Origin of the sequence: Enterococcus sp. DIV0755b (assembly GCF_051713765.1) — a bacterium.
Lineage (GTDB): Bacteria > Bacillota > Bacilli > Lactobacillales > Enterococcaceae > Enterococcus_C > Enterococcus_C canintestini.
Genome location: NZ_JBIOQN010000001.1, coordinates 2,380,141 through 2,401,153, shown reverse-complemented (window position 1 = coordinate 2,401,153; position 21,013 = coordinate 2,380,141). Strand labels below are relative to the sequence as shown.

General features: G+C 34.6%; 16 protein-coding genes. 11 read left to right on the top strand and 5 right to left on the bottom strand.

Features of this window, described 5'->3' with window-relative positions; translation table 11 throughout:
- Nucleotides 1–166: 166 nt before the first annotated feature.
- Complete coding sequence (locus IGI65_RS11495) at nt 167–805, top strand: YcjF family protein (RefSeq protein ID WP_412258093.1); 639 nt, start codon at nt 167–169, stop codon at nt 803–805.
- Nucleotides 806–909: 104 nt separating this feature from the next.
- On the opposite strand, the gene IGI65_RS11490 is transcribed toward IGI65_RS11495, so the two are convergent.
- Nucleotides 910–2,265, bottom strand: a complete 1,356-nt coding sequence (locus tag IGI65_RS11490; RefSeq protein ID WP_412257951.1) for an FAD-dependent oxidoreductase — start codon at nt 2,263–2,265, stop codon at nt 910–912.
- Entirely contained in the window at nt 2,253–3,749 is a 1,497-nt protein-coding gene (locus tag IGI65_RS11485; RefSeq protein WP_412257950.1) for a helix-turn-helix domain-containing protein, read from the bottom strand. The genes IGI65_RS11490 and IGI65_RS11485 overlap by 13 nt, the downstream gene beginning before the upstream one ends.
- A gap of 200 nt (nt 3,750–3,949) precedes the next feature.
- Between IGI65_RS11485 and IGI65_RS11480 the strand changes: the two genes are divergently transcribed.
- From IGI65_RS11480 to IGI65_RS11450, 7 genes are all read left to right on the top strand, one after another.
- The gene (locus tag IGI65_RS11480) at nt 3,950–6,670 is read left to right on the top strand and encodes a lectin-like domain-containing protein (protein WP_412257948.1); all 2,721 of its coding nucleotides are present in this window, start codon (nt 3,950–3,952) and stop codon (nt 6,668–6,670) included.
- A 15-nt stretch (nt 6,671–6,685) separates the two neighbouring features.
- Nucleotides 6,686–6,994, top strand: a complete 309-nt coding sequence (locus tag IGI65_RS11475; protein ID WP_412257946.1) for an LPXTG cell wall anchor domain-containing protein — start codon at nt 6,686–6,688, stop codon at nt 6,992–6,994.
- Complete coding sequence (locus IGI65_RS11470) at nt 6,981–7,529, top strand: WxL domain-containing protein (RefSeq protein ID WP_412257943.1); 549 nt, start codon at nt 6,981–6,983, stop codon at nt 7,527–7,529. The genes IGI65_RS11475 and IGI65_RS11470 overlap by 14 nt, the downstream gene beginning before the upstream one ends.
- 72 nt (nt 7,530–7,601) lie before the next feature.
- Nucleotides 7,602–8,255 (top strand): hypothetical protein, encoded by a 654-nt coding sequence (locus tag IGI65_RS11465; protein WP_412257940.1) that lies wholly within the window; start codon nt 7,602–7,604, stop codon nt 8,253–8,255.
- A 147-nt stretch (nt 8,256–8,402) separates the two neighbouring features.
- Complete coding sequence (locus IGI65_RS11460; RefSeq protein ID WP_412257937.1) at nt 8,403–9,416, top strand: DUF916 and DUF3324 domain-containing protein; 1,014 nt, start codon at nt 8,403–8,405, stop codon at nt 9,414–9,416.
- 126 nt (nt 9,417–9,542) lie between these two features.
- Nucleotides 9,543–11,753 carry a Cna B-type domain-containing protein gene (locus IGI65_RS11455; RefSeq protein WP_438774193.1) on the top strand — a complete coding sequence of 737 codons (2,211 nt, stop codon included), beginning with the start codon at nt 9,543–9,545 and terminating at the stop codon, nt 11,751–11,753.
- A gap of 302 nt (nt 11,754–12,055) precedes the next feature.
- Complete coding sequence (locus IGI65_RS11450) at nt 12,056–14,059, top strand: MucBP domain-containing protein (protein WP_438774192.1); 2,004 nt, start codon at nt 12,056–12,058, stop codon at nt 14,057–14,059.
- Nucleotides 14,060–14,142: 83 nt separating this feature from the next.
- Here IGI65_RS11450 and IGI65_RS11445 read toward each other — a convergent pair whose 3' ends face one another.
- The 3 genes from IGI65_RS11445 to IGI65_RS11435 all read right to left on the bottom strand — a co-directional run bounded on the left by IGI65_RS11445 (nt 14,143) and on the right by IGI65_RS11435 (nt 17,598).
- Nucleotides 14,143–15,258, bottom strand: coding sequence for a glycosyl hydrolase family 8 (locus tag IGI65_RS11445; protein WP_412256628.1), 1,116 nt, complete (start codon nt 15,256–15,258; stop codon nt 14,143–14,145).
- Between the two features lie 29 nt (nt 15,259–15,287).
- Nucleotides 15,288–16,598 carry a glycosyltransferase family 2 protein gene (locus IGI65_RS11440; RefSeq protein ID WP_412256626.1) on the bottom strand — a complete coding sequence of 437 codons (1,311 nt, stop codon included), beginning with the start codon at nt 16,596–16,598 and terminating at the stop codon, nt 15,288–15,290.
- Between the two features lie 142 nt (nt 16,599–16,740).
- Nucleotides 16,741–17,598: a hypothetical protein gene (locus IGI65_RS11435; RefSeq protein WP_412256624.1), complete on the bottom strand. Its 858-nt coding sequence runs from the start codon at nt 17,596–17,598 to the stop codon at nt 16,741–16,743.
- Nucleotides 17,599–17,949: 351 nt separating this feature from the next.
- Here IGI65_RS11435 and IGI65_RS11430 point away from each other — a divergent pair, with 351 nt between their 5' ends.
- The 3 genes from IGI65_RS11430 to IGI65_RS11420 are packed head-to-tail and all read left to right on the top strand — an operon-like array spanning nt 17,950 to nt 20,951.
- Complete coding sequence (locus IGI65_RS11430) at nt 17,950–19,404, top strand: amidase (RefSeq protein WP_412256623.1); 1,455 nt, start codon at nt 17,950–17,952, stop codon at nt 19,402–19,404.
- A gap of 30 nt (nt 19,405–19,434) precedes the next feature.
- On the top strand, nt 19,435–20,283 hold the full coding sequence (locus IGI65_RS11425; RefSeq protein ID WP_412256621.1) for a transporter substrate-binding domain-containing protein: 849 nt from the start codon (nt 19,435–19,437) through the stop codon (nt 20,281–20,283).
- Complete coding sequence (locus IGI65_RS11420) at nt 20,283–20,951, top strand: amino acid ABC transporter permease (protein WP_412256620.1); 669 nt, start codon at nt 20,283–20,285, stop codon at nt 20,949–20,951. Before IGI65_RS11425 ends, IGI65_RS11420 begins: the two co-directional genes overlap by 1 nt.
- Nucleotides 20,952–21,013: the final 62 nt, after the last annotated feature.

Genomic DNA, 21,013 nt, shown 5'->3' with positions numbered 1-21,013 from the left:
AAATCATAACAGTTGTCTTTGATAGATAAAAAGTATATTTTGAAATTAGTGACGATACAATCAATTGCTTATGAGTAGTTGTAGATGAACTAATGGAGGGGTAAGCGTGAAATTTACGAAGCGTCGTAAAAATAAGGATAAGTTAACAGATAATAAAGAAGTAGTCATGGTAGAAAATAAAGTGGACGTAGATGATGTCGATGATGCGGCCTTTCAATCTTTTTTTGGTGATGTCTTAAAACGGCTCCCCGCTCCTGCGGCAAAGATTATTTCAAAAACTTTTTCCAGCACTAAGAAAAAAGCAGAAGTGTTATTAGCAGATACGCGTGAGCGATTTGATAAGGTGTTTGCTGATTTTTTAAAAGATGTTGATTTGCCTACTCGCAAAAAGGCGCACCAAATTATTCATATGGCTTCATTGAGTGCCGCCATTATTGGATTATCGCCCATTCCATTTTCTGATGCTATTTTACTTGTTCCTGTCCAATTAGTGATGATGGCCCGCTTATATAAACTTTTTGGTCGCTCTTGGTCTGAAGGTATCGCCAAAAGCATCACCAAAGAATTAGTCGTTGTTAGTTTTGGTCGAAGTGCAGTGGGAAATGTTTTGAAATTTATTCCAGTGGCCGGAACAATTAGTGGTGGTGCAGTTAATGCGGTGGTAGCCATGGCGGTTACGGAATCTTTGGGCTGGGTAACGGTTAAGATGTTATATGACGGCGAAGATATGTTTGAGCAGGTGATGTCGTTTAAAGGTCAATTTAATACCTTATTTAAGGCATTACAGTCTGCTAGTAAAAAATAATACGATTTAAAAAGATATAGATGAATAGATTATGTACCTGCCCCCAAAAGTTAGATTTTTAGTCTAACTTTTGGGGGCAGGATTTTTTAGCTATAATGCATGAATTAGCGAATTGATTGCAGTGCCACTAAGATAGTTTCTGTGACAAAGTCGCAGTCTGCTGAAAGTTTTGGCACATAAAATTGTTCATGAAAAAGCAATTCTTCCAGCTTTCTTTGGTCTGCCACTGCTTGGGCAAAAAAGTTAATCAATTCTAAAACTTCACGAAAGTTTGTGATTAATTGTGCGCCTAAAAGTAAATGGCTTTTTTTATCAAAGATAATTTTGATGGTCAAGGTAAAATTCGCATATTCAGGTAAATCAGAATAGTGTTGAAAATTTTTAGTCACGGTATGAATAGTAAAGTCTTGTAGGGCAGCTTCTGTGGCGGTGATACCAGTACTACCTAAATAATAGTCAAAAATTTTTGTAGCAATAGTACGTTCCATCGGCTTAATTGCTATATTTGGAATACCTGCTATATGGCTTGCGGCAATAAGGGCAGTTTTTCTTGCGATTGAAATTAGTGGGATATATGCTTTATTGATTGCTGAACTAAAAGGAACTTTTACTAAATCACCAATCGCATAAATATATGGATCTGTCGTTTGCATATAAGCGTTGGTATTAATCGTTTTGTCAAAATCTACTGCTACAGTAGAAGGAACAATAGCAATATTTGGTTTAGGATTAATTGCCAGAACTGCTACATCACTAGTTTTTGTTGTATTGTCAAAAAAAGATAGTTTTATCCCTTTGCCTTTTTTTTTCGACTGATAAAAAGTCTTATTGAAGACAAAAGTTAAACAGTCGGGTTTGTGTTCTAATAATATTTGTGTGATTTCTTCGTCAAAATAGCGAAATAAAGGACGACTCATCTGCTCAAAAATAGTAATTTCTTTATTTTGCAACAGGGCCAAACTGCTTGCTAATTCTAAACCAATTAATCCTGCCCCGATAATGGCAATATTTTGACTGTTCGCTAGTTTATCATAAGCAGAGGCTGTTTCACTAGGGGATTTATATGTTAGTAGTTTCAAATCTTCAGCAGTTTTATTTGTTTCAGGCAAATGAAATTTAGCAGATCCCATCGCCAATATTAAATAATCATATGATAGGTGTTCTATTTTGTTAGAAGTAGAATATAAAATCTTCTTTTCAGCCGGCAAAATAGTAGTTACTTGGCAATCAAGTAAGACACTAATCCCTAGCTCTTCAAGTGTTTCTTTTTTAGTAAAATCTTTTGTATGAATAGTTTCATCTGACATAGAGCCTTCAAAAATGAAATTTATACTACTGGGTATGAACCCTAATTTATTATTTTCATTTATAAGAATAACTTCATCTGTTGGTTTTAGTTGTTTTAAATAGCCCGCAGCAGATGTGCCTGCGTGGGAGCCGCCGATTATTATAATTCGCATGGTATTTCCTTTCTTGTATCAGCATGTAAAATTTCTTGGATTGGTAGTAAATTAATTTGATCTATTTGATTTGTATAAAAAAAGTGATCAAATGAAAAGCTATATTGGCAGGCATCGGTATCTGCGATTAAAATATCGTAATGCTTTGATTCATCGGCTATATCAATTGAAATATTTTCAAATTGTTTATACGTCCGTTGTAGTTGGTCAATGTAAATCATGGATAATAACGGCGTTTTACTTAGATGTACGCCAATTGAAATCGGACGTTTGTGTTCTAAAATGTGCATAATTACATAGGAATAAACCCAGGATAAATAGAGTTTGTCATAGTAATCAAAGTTTTGTCCTATCACTTTTTCGGTTGTTTGAATTAAGCGATCAATTAGTGACTGCTCCGAAGTTTTAACCAATTTATGGCGTAGATGTTTAAAAAAAGTTTCATTATTGTAATCGATAATTTTCCCTTTGAGATAGAGTAATTTGGAATGTGTTTGTGATAAAAGAAAGCGAGAATAAAAATCGTTAAACATTTGATTACTTTTTGTTTCAAGTGATAAAGCCAAATCGATTTGTTCCAAAACAAGTTCATTTAAGTCGACAACATCAGCTAAATAAGTCGGCCAGCCATCTGCACTTAGTTCGTAACGAACGTGCATCGCGTAAGGAAATGAAGAGAGTAAAAATAGGTAAATATAGGCAGCACTATAATCAGAACCAAAGACGGCCGAATAGCTTAAAGAGATAAAGTAAGTTTCTTTTACAAGTTGAAAGACCGGATCTAAACGAAATGAGTTTAAAAGCTGGAAAGCAGTTTTCGATAAGGTTTTATTCCGGGAACTACTGACTTTTAAGGTTTGACACCAAAGAGAAATTCTTAAGCGCGTAATCGGTGTTAAATGGATATCAATTCGCTTTTCTAACAAATCGGTAAATCGTAGAATATCTTGATCGCAAACAAATTGTTCAATTTCTGTTTGAGACATCGAATTCCAAAAAAATTGAAAGTAAAAATGACACCATTGCAGATCATCACCGTGAATTTTGCCATTTTTGATTACAAGCTTAAATTCAGCTAATAGCTTATTCGCGTGGTTGATATTACGATAAACGGTCGCTTCACTAATAGCCAATTCTTGGCATAGAATAGGAACAGTATAGGTTGTGTTGTTATATAGATACCAAATAAGTTTATAAAAAAGAGACCCTCTTATGAATTCATAATATAAGGTCTCGAGATCTTGTTGATGATAATCGTTTATTTTGTAACTACTTGTTTTTTTGTAATAGTGAATATGCATATTCAAGCGTAGTTGTGTCATCAAATCATTTAATTCTTCATAAGACCGTTCCAAAATGAATGTAGAAATATTCAATTGTTCTTTTATTTCTTCTTTTTTTACAGAGCCTCCTTTCTCGATTAAGAATAACAGGATAGAAAATTGTACTTTTGTTTTTTTATCAAAGAAATCTCTAAAATCCATTATCGTTAATCCCCGTTTCTCAAGTACATATTATCTATCTTTGTACTTGTTTCATTTTATTTGTATTATTATAAAGCTTTATTATAACAATTTTTTATCACGTATTTTAATTTTTTTGTGAATAGTTGATAAATAATCCACTATATTTCTTTTATCATGAAGGTGTGGAAATGATAAGTGAAAGGGGGATGTTTATAAACATGCACAAACACAAAAAAAGGTTTATTTCTTTGATAGTCGTAACTTTTTTTGTCATGTCATTTTTTATTAGTGTTGGTGCTGTTACTGTAAGTGCCATATCTATCAATGATTCTGACACATCACAATTAAAAACCAAGTCTGCTGATTTTACTTTGTCTACTGATACGGCTGAAAAAAATGGTACGCTCTTACAGCTTAATGTTCACAATAAGACCCAAGATGATACTTCTTTTCAATTAGAAATTACATACGATGGTATGAAAAAAAATGTAGTTTTGCAAAACCAAACAAAACAATTATCAATTGAAAAAAATGATGCGGGTTATTATGAGCTACCAAATGAAGATGCTACGTGGCTTTTTGAAGTAGGAGAAGCAAAAAATATCGTGGTTGCCGTCAATGCAAACGAAAATAAAGAACATTTGGGAGAATTACATGCCTTTTTATCTACAGATCAATTCACTGATGAAGAGATGACCAAAGAAAGTGAAGATACACATTCTTCGACTACTAGTGAGGAAATGATAAATGAAAGTAGCGTAGCTAAAGAAACTGAAAATACGACTACAAGTATGACTGAAACCACACAAACAAGTTCTTTGTCACAAATAAAAGAGTCTAAACCTGCTGAAAACGGACAATCTCGTAGTAAAAAAGCAGTCCGAGACGGATTAACAGGTAATCCTGAAGTGCCAAAAGGAGCGATTTTATTAGATGGCATTTTTGGTGATATTAATGAAGCAGGTAGTGGTAGTAAGGCTAGTAGCGGTGTTAATACAATTCATGACCCGGATGTTAATAATGGTATGCCTTATTCTGAAATTACACTTTCTGGTAAAAAGAATTGGCTTTCTATCTGGTCTAATGATCAATATAAAATGGACTTTTCCGATAGTTTTCATGGGCGCACATATATTAACTTCGGTGAAGGAACGGATGCTGATGGGTTGGCTTTTGTTATGCAAAATGATAATGCCAATGCGCTAACAGGCGCAAATACGTCAGATGATGGTCAAAACTTAGGAGTTTATGGTAACAACCAAATGACACTACTTTTTGGAAATAAGCCCAATGAAAAGGCAGTTCAAAATTCTGTAGCAATAGAATTTGACTTATACACTAATAACAGTGGTGCGCACATTTTTGATAGAGATAACCCAACTACCCCGCATATGGCGTATACATTTCCTGGCGATTTAAAAAAAGGTTATAAGTCTGCCAGTCTTCTAGGTGAAAATGTTTGGGCTGTAGGGGATAAGGCAATTGTGCGACATCAAGGATCGCAAACTTTGAACGGAGTAGTAGGGGATAATATTCGTGATGGTACTTGGTATGAATTTCGTTACGATTTTGATGTGACAACACAAACTTTTTCTTATTATCTGAAAAATCCGCTGACAGATAATAAAACGGAGGTTGTTACGATTCCATGGGATGATTTAAGTTCAGAATTGGCGTTGTCTGATAATAATATGAAGGCTTATTGGGGCTTTACTGGTTCTAATGGCTCAGCGCAAGGGACAGTCAAATTTGTCTTTACTCAAGTGCCGGTTAATTTGAGTACACAAATTGAAAATGATGTATTAGTCAATGAAGAATCAATTGTTGATGTGGATGAACATGATCAATTTAGTCCTGAATTACCTAGTGCCTCTGATAAAGACGAGCTTACTTTTCGTACGCACTTTTCTGTAGAAGAAGGAGAAGCGGGCTTAGATATCACAGCTTGGAAGTCAACAATTAGTGGCAATGATATTGATTTAACACAAGATTTAACCAATGTTTGCGCCCAAATGGATGGGAAAACCTATAGCGGAGAAGCTGTTGTTAATGAGCAAACGGGTGAAATTGAGGTTACTTTTTCTGATTTAGTCGTTCAACCAGGACATGATGTCTATCTGTCTTATACCGCCAAGCCATTACAACATATTGAAGCAAGTAAATCCTATTTTTCAAGTCAAGTATTGACAACCGAGATTGGGAACGATACTTCCAGCGATTTTTTAAGTAATCAAGTAGCTTTTTGGTTTAGAGGTAATCAGCCACCGGTATTAAGTCAAGTAAAAACAGAAAAAGACACTTTTTCTGATTTTGTTGATTCCTTTGGGTACTCTTTTTCTTATCAAGATGTAGATGATGATGATCTAACCTTTGATGTTGCAATTAACGGCATTTTAGTAGCAGAAAAGCAACCGTTAAAAGGAACGAGCCTGAATCAAACTTTTCAAGCTAACGAAAACGAAAAAATTGACTTATTAAATGATACGACGGCTTTTAAAACAGGGGAAAATATATTAACAATTACACTTAGTGATGGTATTCATGCTGCTGTGACGAAAGAAGTTTCTTTTACAGTGGTAGGGTACTTTGGTTTTGAAGAATTAACCGATCATTATGAGTGGCAATATGCGAAATCTGATTTAGGTAAGACAGATGTTGGCATGCCACGGCAAAAAGAGATGAGGATTAAGATTAGAGATACAAGACAGTTAAATCAAAGCGAAAATGTAAAAGTGAAATTTAGTGCAACATCAACTGACGGCGCTTTAGAAACAGAACGATTTGTCTTTGATGATCAACCTCTGGACGATTTGTCTTTACCAATTAATAAAGAATTGGTTTATGCCAAAGACCAAGGTTTACTGTTGAAATTAAACGATCAAACTAACGCAAAAAAAGTCACAGGAAATGTAGTGTGGACAATTGTAGATGCACCATAAAGGAGGACTGAAAAGATGAAAAAAAATAATAAGCGATTAAAAAAATTTCTTTGCGCATGTATCATCTTTTTCTGCCTAAGTGGCTATGCTCCTTCTGTCAGAGCTGCTACTGTGTCTGATCACGATCAAAATAGTAGTGTGATTGAATTGTATAAAGGAAATTCAGCAGATGACCAAATAAGTGATCCAGGTAGTAAACACGGGAACTATCCACAAACAGGTGAGTTAAAAACAATGGGCTATTCTTTTTTAGGTACAACTGTTGTATTACTCGTGTTGATTACTTTTTTTAAAAAAAGGAGGCAACTAGATGAAGAAAATTAGTTTAATTTTTTTCAGTCTCTTGTTTTTAATCTTTTTTAACAGTGGCATTACTCACGCATCTGTTGGACAAACGAGTTTAGAAATTACGCCGTTAGATGAAGTTTTACCCCGTATTTATTACATTAGTGATTTAGATTTTGGTTCACATTCACTCGCCCAATCCAATCAAACAATCCATCCTAAGGAAGATTTGATTATTAAATTATTAGATGCTAGAAAAAAGACACAAAAGTGGCGTCTGGAAGTGAAATTTGCCCCTTTAAAAAGTAAAGAAGAAATTTTAACGGATGTCCGTTTTAATTTAAAAGAAGGTATTTTAACTGGTGAAAATACAGCAGAAGTTACGAAAAAAGAGTTGAGTCAGTCATTAGATGATGCAAAATATCAAGGAATTCTAGAATCTCAGGCAACTTCTGATCGTGGTTGGTTAACTTATCGGATCAAAAAAGAGGATATTTCACTTTACTTTGGTAAAAATAACAAAGCAGGGAAATATGAAGCAGTAAATAATTGGCGTTTTGTCAATGCTGTATAGTCGGGAATAACAATTTTCATATTAAATTGTTAAAATATAAAAATTTAAAATAAAAAATTGGAGGAAGTAACAATGAAAAAACTACTAGGGACATTATTTTTAAGTGGAATTATTTTAGGTAGTACAACACCAGCTGCACTAGCGGCAGAACAAGAACTTAACTCAGGAGATGGGATCACAACATTAGAAATTACAGATTATACCATCGACCCAGATACAAACTTACCTTCTGATCCAGGTACATTTAAGTTGAATGAAGTTCCAGATATTGACTTCGGACAACATGCATTAGATAGTGTAGCAGCAGAAAACCAAACATTTACTGGTACTTATGTAGGTGACTTTAATATCACTGATACACGTCCAACGCAAGCTTCCATCGATACTGCAAAAAGTCAAATTGAAACTGTAACCCCTAGTGACAAAGTAACACAAGAACAAATTGATGCAGCAAAAGACAAGTGGGATCAAGCAGTGGCAGCATCAGCTTGGCGGATTGATGCAACAGCAACTCAATTAGACGCAATTGGTACATCTTTAAAAATTGGAGATGTAGAAGTCTTAGGTGAAAGTGGCACTGTTTTATCAGAAGCTGCGACAGCGCCTGTTGGAACAAAATCATATTTAGACCAATTAAACAGTCCTGTCTTAACAATTGCTAACAATAATTTAAGTATTCAAAAATACGAAGGTACAATTAGCTATTCTGCAATCAATGCATTGTAAAAGAACTTTTCTATTAACTTTTTAGCGTACTGGTATTGAAAATTAATGTTTTACAGCATTAGTATTTAGCTTTAAAAATGGCGGTTATTTGCAATCTGAGACTGTGACAAGTTTTTGTCACAGTCTCTACATAATGGAGGAATAAAAGTGAAGAGCAAGTTATTGATTTGTTTACTTTTTGTGACGTTTTTTTTACCAATAAAAGGCTATGCAGCAGAAACAAATAATGTTGATTACAGTGTTGAACCGATTTTACCGACTAACCAAATCGACAGGGGAAATACATTTTTTGATTTAAAAGTCCAACCGAAAACAGAGCAGAAAATTCAATTGCAAATTAATAATTTTGCCAAAACTGAACAAACCTTTCAAATTAGCGTAAACGATGCCAAAACAAATAGTAATTTAGTTATTGATTATAGCCAAAAAAATAAAACACAAACAACTAGTGAAAAGCAACTGTCTGATTGTTTTAATTATCCCAAAAAAGTAACGATTCCAGCTCAAAAAGCTGGCATCGTTAGCCTAACGTTAAAAGTACCAAAAGAAAAATTTGATGGAATTTTACTAGGCGGGATTCAAATAAAAAAAGATTCAAATGCCAAAAAAACTAAAATTAATGGTATTACGACCGATTATGATTATATTGTCGGGGTAATGTTAAGTGAAACAGACAAAGTAATTACACCAAAGTTAACGTTAGAAAGTATTAAACCAGATGTCATTCATAATAATGCTGGCATAAAAGTGACACTTAAGAATAGTCAACCGATTAATCTTACCGCAGTCAAAATGCAAGGCAATATTTATAAAGCAGAAAAAAAAGAGCCCGTTATTACCCGTGTCATTGAAAAAGGCAGTATAGCGCCTGCCTCTACTTTTGATTTGGCTTTTTATAACGGACAGCAAGGCACAACTAAACCGCTTAAAGCGGGAAAATATCGGCTTGAGTTAACTTTTCAAGATGAAAAAAACCACCGGTGGGATTTCAAAAGTGACTTTACTATCAGCAAAAAGCAGGCTGAAGTGGTAAATAATCAAGTCTTCGTTGTAAAAAAAGACAATACTCTTTTATATATTGTGATTGGAATTTTATTGGCTTTGTTATTTGTGGTTATTTTGCTGTGGTTAAAGCATCGAAAAAAGAATGGGACTGAATGAAAAATAGGTTAAAGAATTTTACTTCTCGTTGCAGGATGAACAACCAATAATAACTCTATAGCAGAAGCGGTTTTCATAAGTGATGAAATTTTAGATAGTCTATATATTCATATAGGAGGAAAGAAGATGAACTTATCGAGGTTAAAAAAGCTTGCTATGGTCTTTGTGGTCATATTGATGGCTTTCAATCAGATTAGTAGCGTGAATGTAGTAGCTGCAACAAAAGCTCAAGGAGATGATCCAGGAGTAACTATTCATTCTCCTGAAAAAATAAACTCTCAAGGGCTAGTTGACATTGATGTAACACTTTCAGCCTCTGCTGGAAAATTAAGTGAGAACGGTCAGATAGAGGTGAAAATTCCTAAAGAAATAGTGGACGATCCCATACAGTTATCTTCCATGATTAGACTTACAGACCCCTTTTATTTAAATGATCTAGCTTATAGGGAGGACGGAATTGGAAATTATATTTTAAGTGTCAATTATGATGCAACTAAAATAAATCAAAATGAGGCAGTAGGATATAGCTTCACGATAGAATTTAGAGCGCCATATTTTACAGATAATACAGCCGTAGCTGATAATGTTGCTTTTACCTCAGATCTAAAAATTTCTAACAAGGTCGTAAGCACGGATAGAGATAGTTCTAAAATCCTACCTTCAACTAAAGGAAATCCGGCTTTTTTAAAGTACAGTGGCTCGGGTTCAATTAACGATAATGGTGTTACAAAATATGTCATGTCACCAAGTAACTCTCAATTGAATAATTTTGTGATTGTATTTAACTACAACCATCAAACTTATGAGAACGTTACAATATCTGATACTCTACCTGAAGGATTAAGTTTAGCGGATACTTATCCGTTATTTAATGGTGCACCAGGCAATACAGAACGTGTAGGCCACTTATACGTTTATAAAGTAACCGTGGATGACAAGGGTAATCCTACTAATCCACAACTAGTAACCGATAACTTTTCTAACAATATCCAAGCAGATAGTAGAGGATTTTCTTTACATTTAGGAAAAGTTGAAGCAAATGAGTCTTATGCAATTACCTATGGAGCAGTTGTAAACGAAGGATACACGGTAGAAAATTTTGGTACACAGTATAATCAAGCTACATTAATGAATGAGACAGTAGAGCTTTATAGTAGTAAGGTTCCTTTGATTATGCAGGACTTATCACCATCCGCAACTAGCTTAAAAAAACAGGTAAATCAAGATTTATTGGCAACAAATAGTGCAAGTCTAGTGTATACACTAACTTTAAGAAATAATACGGGTAATCTTAAGGCTGGAACAGTAGTATCCGATCCATTGCCAGATTATGTTTCCTTTGACTCTACATTATCGAATAACAATTTTAGTGATGCGGTCTATGACAAAAGTACAAACACGGTAAGTTATACGCTGTTGAGTGATATACCTCAAGGAGAAAGTAGAGAAATTCAGCTTAAAGTTAATTATACAAATAGTTCAGCTCAGATTGGGGATAAGATTATAAACAAAGCTAGCTATGTCTACGCTGGTTCGACAATATATAGTAATGATTCGGTAACTATTATATCAGGGTCAGCTGTTTTGCAAAAATTAGATAGCAAATCAGCTAAACCATTAGCTGGTGCTATATTTAAAATTATAGATAATGAAGGAAGTATAGTTGCTGATAATCTTGCAACAGATGCTGATGGGAAAGTAAATTCAGGTTTACTCTCACCCGGAGAATATTCATTTGTAGAAACTAAAGCGCCTGAGGGTTATGTTTTGGATACTACTCCGAATAAATTTACTGTGACTAGTAATCAAGAGACTCAAGTTAATATGACTATGTATAATACACAGTCAACGAGAATATCTGGAACAAAAACATGGATTGATGATAATGATGCTAACAAATTACGTCCTAAAAATATAACAATAAATCTATATAGAGACAACCAAAAGATTGATTCTACAAAAATAGGTGCAGTAAACAGTTGGAAGTATTCTTTTACAGATCTTCCTAAATATAATAAAGATGGGAAAGAATATGTGTATTCAGTGAAAGAAGTTTCAGTTAAGAACTATACTTGTGAACAAGATGGTTTTAATTTTATTAATACACTGAATAAAAATGAAAAGCCATCTATAACATCACCAAGTTCAGAAAATACCGGCACGGTTTCTTCATCGACACCTCTTGAAACAAATAATTTAGAGGGTAACAAAATTAAACCGACAAATGGAAAATCATATCCTAAAACTGGAGAAAAAAGTTCGTTTGGGCTTGTGGTGGGCGGTATTATCCTGATACTTTTATCTGTTTGTTTTTTTTATAAAAGAAAGAGAGTTTAGAACTAGCTTAAGTAGGTTCTAGACTAACTATCATATTCTGCGATAAAAGATATATAAAGAAGGCATACTCTTTTATATATTGTGATTGGAATTTTATTGGCTTCGTTATTTTTGGTTATTTTGCTGTGGTTAAAGCATCGAAAAAAGAATGGGACTGAATAAAAAATAGGTTAAAGAATTTTATCTTAACTTACATGGGTATAAGTTTCTCACTTTGTAACGAATATGTGGATTTCCTCTTGGACTACACTGGACTAAGTTATATTTTTACTAAAATTTTGATGGAAAAGGAAAATATAAACATGAAAATATTTAACAAAATGAATGGATTGAAGCGTATTTTTACTATTGGGGTCAGTTGTGGAATTATACTAAATGTCTTTGCTCCTGCTTTTGTTGTGCGTGCGGATAGTCAAAGTACACAGACGGCACAGGAGACTTCTATCGCAACTGATTCTTTAGCGTCTCAAAAGGAAAGTGACTTAAATTCTACAGTAGAAGAGGCACGTATTTGGATTCCCAATGAAACAGTGCGACAAGCCATCAATAAAGCGCTTAAACGAACAATCGATATTAATACGTATTCACCAACAAAAAGTGAATTAGCGTCTATTAAAGGCGACTTTAGACTAGACTTTAAAGATCCGGTTGATTCCCTTGAAGGTATTCAATATTTGACTGGAATTTCTAGTTTATACACGACAAATACAAAAATTCTCAATGAAGAAGAGTTAAGTAAAATTGGTGAACTAACACAGTTAACGTATTTGAGTATGGGCAATAGTAATCTCACTTCGATTGCTTTTGTCAAAAATCTAACAAATTTGACGGGAATGGTTTTACCAAATAATGCTGTAAGAGATGTAAGTTTCAGTCATGATTTTTATTATTCAAATAACCGCAAACAGTACAATTTTCAATCGCAACAAATTGAGGAGACAATTGAAACAACCCAAACAAGTAATGTGACTATTCCTGAATTAAAAGTGATCGGTGTTAATAATAATCAAGTTTCTTTTGAGGGATTTGCTATTAATAGCTCAAATAATCCCAATCATGTCGAAAATAATTTTATAATCGATAATTTAAAACCGGGTGAAGTGAAAAAATTTACTTATCGTTTTGCGGATAGAAGCATCAATCACGCCGGTGCTTTTAGCGGAACGGTCACAATAACGGTCAAAAATACTTTAGAAGAAGCCATGCCTTTGACAGTGAAGTATCAAGATGTTAATGGGAATCAGATTGCTGAAGATCAAGTGATAAACGGTTATATTGGTGATTCATATGATGTTTCTACAGAAAAGTATAATTTAAAAATTGATGGCTACACTTTAAAAGAAGTACAGGGAAGTCTCAATGGTATTTTGGCAGAGACGCCCCAAACTGTTACTTACATTTATGAAAAAAATGCAACGAAGGCAAAAGATGTTGTTGTTCACTACCAAGACGCAAACGGTAGTAAAATCGCTGATGATCAATTTTTTTCTGGGAATGTGAATGCTCCTTATGACGTATCGACAAAAGAATATCAGCTTGAAATATCTGGCTATACATTAGAAAAAGTTGTAGGTAGTGTAACAGGCTTTTTATCTGAAGAAGAACAAAATGTGACGTATGTGTATGAAAGAGCAGAAGGGCAACCCGTGACTGTAAACTATGAAGATGAAGAAGGTAATAGTCTAAGTCCATCTGAAATTCTAAACGGCAAAATTGGTTTGCCTTATGAAACAACGGCAAAAACAATCGCAGGATGGGTATTAAAGACAACCCCTGAAAATGCGCAAGGAGTATTTTCTGAAGAAGAGCAAAATGTGACGTATGTGTATGAAAGAGCAGAAGGGCAACCCGTGACTGTAAACTATGAAGATGAAGAAGGTAATAGTCTAAGTCCATCTGAAATTCTAAACGGCAAAATTGGTTTGTCTTATGAAGCAGCGGCAAAAACAATCGCAGGATGGGTATTAAAGACAACCCCTGAAAATGCGCAAGGAGTATTTTCTGAAGAAGAGCAAAATGTGACGTATGTGTATAGCAAACTTTCTGATAATGAAAAAAATGACGATGACTCTGCCACTATTGGTAAAGATAAAATACCAGTTAATCAAGCTGAAACACCAAAAAATAAAGGTAAAACAATAACGAAGAAAAATAAAACCACAGTCAGCAAAGATAAATCTTCTCTGACTGCGGATAAATTGCCCAAAACAGGGGAAATAATGAACCATAGTGGGGTTATAATTGGTCTTTTGGTAATTATCGTAGTTTTCTTTATCGCAGTAATCAAACACACACGTAAAAAATAGCTGTGTAATAAAATGAATACCAGTGCAATATTCCTAATTTTAAGATAGATGAACAGGCAGAGATGTCTTTTCATCTATCTTTTTTATTTATTATACATTTCTAAAACAGCTAGAACTTTAAGGGTTTCATCATAATAATTTTTACCTTGAATAGGCTCTTCAATCACCCATTTTTGCGAAGTGACAAGACCGCTATAAGGTTCATCTTTGTAGGCAGCAGCTAAAACTGGAGCAGAAAAACTTTGATTTTGGTAATCAACTAGTGCTTTTCCTTTCAATGTGTAGCCAGCATAAACAAATTTTTGTTCAGTAAAGAAGTCCAACATTTTATTTAAAATGGGTGTTAGCTTCTCGTTATCCGATTGCATTAGGCGTAACGGGATCCGACAAGCATTTGCTGAGTAATCACCATCAAATTGATTGTTAATTTGATGGGGTTTGGCTGGTATCAAAATGTTATCTGTTTTTATCCAAGCAAAATCAGGCATGAGGCCAGTTTTTGTTTGTTTGCTTAAAATTTGGAGCAATTCAATTCCTCGGGTATTCAATTCATCCCAAAATGGATCTTTTGTAAAATGGTAAAAATCACTAAAATAAGCCGGCATAATATCAGAAGGACGTAAAATTGTACTGGCTTTTTGATCAACTGTGGCCCAATCACCTACCGTTAAAAAGCCGGTGGTCGCATTATAATTATATTGTTTGATATCAGCTAAAAGATTTCTTGCCGCATTGGCGTAGTCGTGTTTACTTTTCGGCCATAATTTGCTTGCTTTAATTAAACTATAAGCGATATCCAAATCACCATCTGTAGCATTGTGCAAACTATCAGACTGCCATTTATTTTTTGTTTGGCTTTGGCGCCACTGCATGAGATGATTGCCTTTACCAATTTGGTAGTGGGTATAGTAAGTATAAAGGGCATTAAAATCGTCTTGGGTTGCAAAACCTTTTTCAGCCGCTAAAGTCGTGATAACCATTCCATAACCTTGTGCTTCAGAAAGTGCTGTTTGCTTAGTTGTGCCGGTATTAACAAACGCGCCTTCTTTTGTAGAAACGATGTAGTGTTCTTTCCAGTTTTGATAAATCTCGACTTGAATATTGTGTTCATTATCTGCGATGGTTCGAAATAAAATCGCAACATAAGAGGCTAATAATAAAATTGCTACGCCCCATAATAATAATGGCTTTTGTTTCATTGTTGACCTCTACTTTCTAAAAAATATTCTTAGTCATTAAAACGCTGTGTTTTATACCATTTAGTTCCGTCGCGTTTAAAAATTCGATCTAACATCAGAGAAAAAAAGGCAACAACAGATACAGCTAAAAATAGTTGGGAATAAGTGAAATAAGAGGCAACTGAGTATAAAAAGTTTTCCGTTGTTGCCTGCCCATATTGACTTACTAAAGCAACGTTAATTTGCAGTAGATAAATGGCAAACATTAAAGCCCAGTTGACCAGTAAGATTGCAGCAATTTGACGATTACCACCGCCAAAAGTAAAAGGTACTGGTAAGTTTAGCTGGAAAAAATTGAGCAATGTCGTAATCAAATTGGTCCAAAAAATAAGGGTCGAAACGACAATGGCACAATTAAACCAAAAGAAGGTATTGATATAGTAAAAAATTTCCCATTTAATGCGCCAATTACTACGGTCAAATAAGTGTTTTAAATTACCTGTAATAACTTCATAATTTCCTTTAGCCCAACGCTTGCGTTGGTTGTAGTAAACATTTATAGTTTCGGGTTCTTGTTGAAAAGCTTCTGATTGGGCTGCAAGGGCAATTAATTCTCCCTGTTCCATGATTTTAAAAGATAATGCGGTATCTTCTGTTAAGGCGCCGTTATCCCAACCACCGATTTTTTTGACATAATCTTTTTTGATAATAAAGTTAGTCCCTGGAATGTGACCAATTTTAAAAAGTTCCCACAGTCCTGTATGTTGAATACGTTGGGTAGTCACGACTTCTAAATTAATGCAACGAGTCAAAAAATTTTGTTTATAGTTCCGTGTTTTATTACGGCCGAAAACTGCAGCGTAACGTTTAGGATTTTCTAGTGCTTTTTTGACAAGAAAATATAAAGCATTTTGTTCTGGCATCGCATCAGCATCATAGACACATAACCAATCACCTTTTGCCCTTTTTAGCGCATCGTTTAAAACACCGGATTTTCCGCCTGTTCCTGTTCGCTCAATGATCTGAATATCATGATTTGAAAATTGCGGTAAATTTTTAACACTCATCGCTTCAGCATAGGTATTATCCGTACAATTATCGGCAAAAACTAAAAATTCCAACCGATTGACAGGGTAATTTAAGCGCAAAATGGACTGGACGGTATCTTTAATCACAATTTCTTCATTGTGGGCGGGTACGACAACGGTGATTAAAGGATATTCTTTTAACGGCTCTAAAAAGCGCTTTGGTGGCTTTAAATTTTTTAATAGGAATTTAATTGCACCAAAAACTGTCATCAAAGAAAAGAAGACAGAAATCCAAATTGAAACAATCGTAAAAATCATGAGTCCCTTAGCCATTTAAGTTCCTCCTTTTAAAATATTTCCAGACTCTTGATTGAATAATTAAAGCTGAAATAAAAAGAGCGACGGTTGCAATGAAAAATAAAATAGTAACCACAATACTCAACCAATAAAAAATATTTAACAAGCCACTCACTCCTTAAACGATGTATTCTGCCATTAAATCTGTTTCCGCTCTGCGATTTAATCTTCCTAAAACTTGTTCTGCTGTTAGTTGTGAATCTCGTTGTAACACAATCATACTTTGGCGAATTGTGATATCTTGTTGGTGATTAAAAGGAATAAGCATTAATTGTGTTTTGGTAATTTGATTCAAAGTCTCTGTCTCTGTGCTACATTGATTGTTAAAAAGGGGAGAGATAACAATAAATGTTCCTTCGTCTACATAAAAAAGTTGTTCTTCTGGTAAACGAATAATTTCTAAGTCATCAGCTAAACTAAGCAGTAGTTCATTGGTTTTACTTTCACTTTGATAACGATATTGGTCCAGATTATCAACATAAAACATGGAGATCGCTAAAGAACGATTGAGTTTGGGACGAATGGTCATCGTATTTAAAAACTTATCATAGCGTGCAATAAATTTATTCATCGTACCAAGTCCAGTTAGGGCATCGGTATTTTGTAAAAAAGTCGCAATTTCTTTACGACTACTAATCAGTCGTTTGCGTAAAAAGATATCGATTTTGATGAAATAACCGGCAATTGTAAAGGTCGGAACAATAATAATCAGATAAATTTTTAACCAGCCGCTCATAACAACAGGGAAAAAGTAAAGTATAAAACTACCAATAGCAATCATAAACATCGTAATAATAACTACAAAAAGAGAGCTCCCCATCATCCCAAATAAAATGCCTAAAAAGACGAGCAAATTTGCATAGTAAAAAGTCTGGCGATCGACAAAATTATATAAAAGCATATCTTGGATCAAACTAAGCACCATTAAAAGTAAGACGCCGACTTCTAATGGAATGCGATAACGAATTTTCTTCACAAATTACACCTCATTTAAAAGTTAGTTGTATTAAAACAAGCCTACCACAGCCGGTTGCATTCTACCTTTATTTTGTTTATTTTTCAAAACAAATCTATTGAGAATTGAAGATTTTAATTTTTTTTTGAATGTTTTAAAAAAATTTGATGAGAATATAAAGTGCTACATCTTGTTATTCTGTACTAAACTAAAGTGTCATTTAAGTTTTATTTGCTGATATAAACTTAATTTCAGTGATTTGATACAGATTTTTTAGTTGTACTATTTTGGGGAGTATGGTAAAAATAAATAAAAAAGCGCTTGCGTATAAGTTTAGTTGTAAAAATAAAGTTCAAGGTGAGGAGTAAGAAAATGAAAGACGCAACAGATTATGCCCTGGCATTAAAAAACGATACTCTTACAATTGATGAAGTACTCGGGATAATTGTTAAAAAAGCCCAAGTAAATAAAGAATTAAATGCTTTTATTCATGATTTTGATATAGAAAGTGCAAAACGTGATTATAAAAAAACAAAAGACGGTCTTTTTGGTGGCCTTCCTGTTCCTTTGAAAATTTTAGGTCAAAACAAAGCGGGGTGGCCTGCGACATCTGCTTCGCGAATTTTTAAAGATGCAAAAGCTAGTAAAAGCAACAATTATGTGAAAGCTTTGCAAAAAAGTGGGTTAACACCTTTTGGGCAAACCAACGCACCAGAATTTGGCTTTAAAAATATTACTGACCCAACACTTTATGGGCCTAGTCGCAATCCGTGGAATCTTAGTCATTCACCTGGTGGTTCTAGTGGTGGTGCCGCTGCAGCAGTAGCAGCCGGAATTTTCCCTTTAGCAGGTGCCAGTGACGGCGGCGGCTCGATTCGCATTCCCGCTTCTTTTAGCGGCTTAATTGGGTTAAAACCAACACGCGGCACAATTCCCACCGGTCCTGATTCATGGCGGGATTGGCAAGGTGCGGCGATTAATTTTGCGCTGACTATTTCGATGCGGGATACAGAAAAGCTTTTTTATAGTATTAGAGGGCAACATCCTGCGGCACCTTATCAGGCACCACAAAGCGAGTGGGAAAGAAGACCTTTAAAAAATAAATTGAAGATTGCTTACACAACGACTTCTCCTGTGGGCAGTAAAGTATCTCCAGACGCCAAAAAAGCAGTTGCAGATGCGGTTGTCTTTTTAGAAAAGTTAGGTCATGAAGTGGTAGAAATTAATTATCCCTTAGATGGTCATAGACTTATCTCTGATTATTACAAAATGAATGGTGCTGAAACGGCAGCGATGTTTGCCGACATTGAACAAGGTATTGGGCGTGCGGTTACAAAAGAAGATATGGAACCAATGACTTGGGGCATTTATCAAGCAGGATTAAAGACGCCAGCGGCAAAATATGTCGCTACCTTGCAAAATTGGGATCGCGCTGCATTTGTGATGGAAGAATTGTTTAAAAATTACGATTTATTTTTAACACCAACCACAGCTTATTCTGCACCAAAAATTGATGCCAAATTGCAAAGTGAAGTAATTTTTCAAAAGTTGGCTCATGCTGAAGAATTAAATGAAATTCAAGCTGATGAATTGGTTTATGAAATGTTTGAAAAAAGTTTAGCATTGTCTCCTTTTACACAATTAGCGAATTTAACCGGTGAGCCGGCAATTAGCTTGCCAACTTTTATCACGCCAGCAGGGTTACCACTAGGGATTCAGTTTATGGCGGCTAAAGGGCGAGAAGATTTATTGTTTCAAATTGGTAAAATTTTTGAATCTGAAGGTCAATTTCGTTTACCAAAAGCTTATCAAAATGAGGCTTTTTAAATAAAATATAGGAATTACAGGGGGAAGACAATGAAAAAATGGGCAACAATAATGGTAGTAGCAATCAGTGGGGTAGTTTTAACTGCATGTAGCAGTAATGAAACAAAAGCAAAGACAGTCAAAGATATTAGTTGGAGTAAAGTTGAAAAGGATAAAACCTTAACCGTAGCTACTTCTGGTACGTTATTTCCATCTTCTTATTACAATGATAAAAATGAATTGAATGGCTATGACGTGGATATTGCCAAAGAAGTAGGCAAACGTTTAGGGGTTAAAGTTGTCTTTAAAGAATACAATGTGGATGGTCAGATTGCTTCGATTAATCGTAATGAAGCAGATTTTGCCGCTAATGATTTTGGCTTATCAAAAGAGCGGGCCAAGAAATTTTCTTTATCTGTACCGATTAAATATTCTTTTGATAGCATGATTGTTAGAAAAAGCGATGATTCAGGCATTCATTCTCTTGAGGATTTAAAAGGGAAAAAAGCGGCGGGAGAACCTAACACTAGTTACATGAAAATCGCTGAAAAATATGGTGCAACACCAGTAACTTATGATAATGCTACCAACGATCAATATTTAACCGACGTTGCAAATGGTCGGACTGATGTTATTTTAAATGATTACTATTTACAAAAAATGTCTGTTGCTGCGCTACCAGATATTCCCGTGAAAATTTTAGAAGATGTGTATTTCAACGCTAATCATACCGGTTTTTTATTTGTTAAAGATCACAAAGCGCTAAAAGCTAAAGTTGATGCGGCATTAAAAGAAATGCAAAAAGACGGCACTTTGAAAAAAATCTCTGAAGCGTATTTCCAAACCGATGTTTCAGTTAAACCAAAACAAGAAATTAAAGAAACGGTGTCAGCGGATTAATGTATATTCCAAAACTTGATTTTCCTTTAATGATAGAGTCGTTACCGTTTGTTTTACAAGGATTACGCTATACGTTAGGAATTAGTATTTTAACGTTTTTATTAGGTAATATCATTGGGATTTGTTTAACGGTACTTTCTTTTTTAAAAAGTAAACTATTGCGTCATTTCATTCGCTTTTATATTTCTTTTTTAAGGGGAGTACCAGCGTTAGTTTTGTTATTTTTACTCTACTTTGGTCTACCTTATCAACTGCCTGCGCTGAGTGCGACGATTATTTGTTTTAGTTTAACCAGTAGCGCGTTTATCGCAGAAATTTATCGCGGAGCAATTACTGGAGTTGATCGGGGACAATGGGATGCAGCCTATGCGACGGGGTTAAATTTTTGGCAAACGATGTATTTGATTGTTTTACCGCAAGCTTTTCGTCTGTCAGTTCCGGCTTTAGGCAATGTCGCGATGGATTTAGTTAAAGGAACTTCACTAGCAGCTATGATTACGATTCCGGATATTTTTCAAAAAGCTAAAATTGTTGGTGGGCGGACGTTTGATTATATGTCAATGTATATTCTGGTAGCTGTCATTTATTGGCTTTTGTGTATTTTGATTGGCCTTGGGCAAAAGCAGTTAGAAAAATATTTCCAAAAACGTTTTGGCGCTATGACTTAAGTGTAAAATCTGATAGATAAAGCTTTTTTAGGAATACGGCCTTACCTAAAAAGGATGATTAA